This window comes from Nitratidesulfovibrio liaohensis (assembly GCF_011682075.1).
GTDB lineage: Bacteria > Desulfobacterota > Desulfovibrionia > Desulfovibrionales > Desulfovibrionaceae > Cupidesulfovibrio > Cupidesulfovibrio liaohensis.
On sequence record NZ_VSMK01000765.1, the window covers coordinates 1 to 600 of the forward strand.

Annotated in this window: 1 pseudogene; it reads left to right on the top strand. The window is 74.2% G+C overall.

The window, feature by feature from the left end:
• Nucleotides 1-5: 5 nt before the first annotated feature.
• Nucleotides 6-600 (top strand): annotated as a pseudogene (locus FVW27_RS18915) (nucleoside recognition domain-containing protein); the annotation flags it as partial.

A 600-nucleotide genomic window follows, 5' to 3' on the forward strand; every position in this document is an offset into this window, starting at 1 on the left:
GGGCCATCCTGGCCCGCGATCCCCGGTTGCTGGCCTGGCACGCCGCGTGGCCGGGGCTGGTGCGCCCTCTGCTGCACATGCTGGTGCTCATGGGCGTGGGGTTGGCCGTGGGCCTGGCCGTGGAGGCCTTCGGCTGGACGCCGCTGCTGGCCCGGCTGGCCCGCCCGGTAACCCGCTGGGGCCGCCTGCCCGACGACAGCGGCGCGGCCTTTGCCACGGCGTTCCTGTCTGCCGCGGCGTCCAACTCGCTGCTCATGGAGGCGCACACCGCCGGGCGGCTGACCGCCCGCGAGCTGCGCCTGTCGTACCTGCTCAATTCCGGCCTGCCGGTCTTCCTGCTGCACCTGCCCACCACATTCTTCGTGGTGGGGCCGCTGGCACGCGCGGCAGGCATCATCTACCTGACGCTGAACGGCGTGGCTGCGCTGCTGCGCACCGTGCTGGTATTGCTGCTTACCCGCCGGGCGGGGCCAGCGGACGCGTGGGGAGACAAGGACAGGGACGGGGACGCACCCCACCCCGGCGCGATCCGGTCCGGCGTCGTGTCCGCGCACGGGGCGCCCGGTGGTCAAGCGGATGCGTCCGCGACCCCGGCGCAGC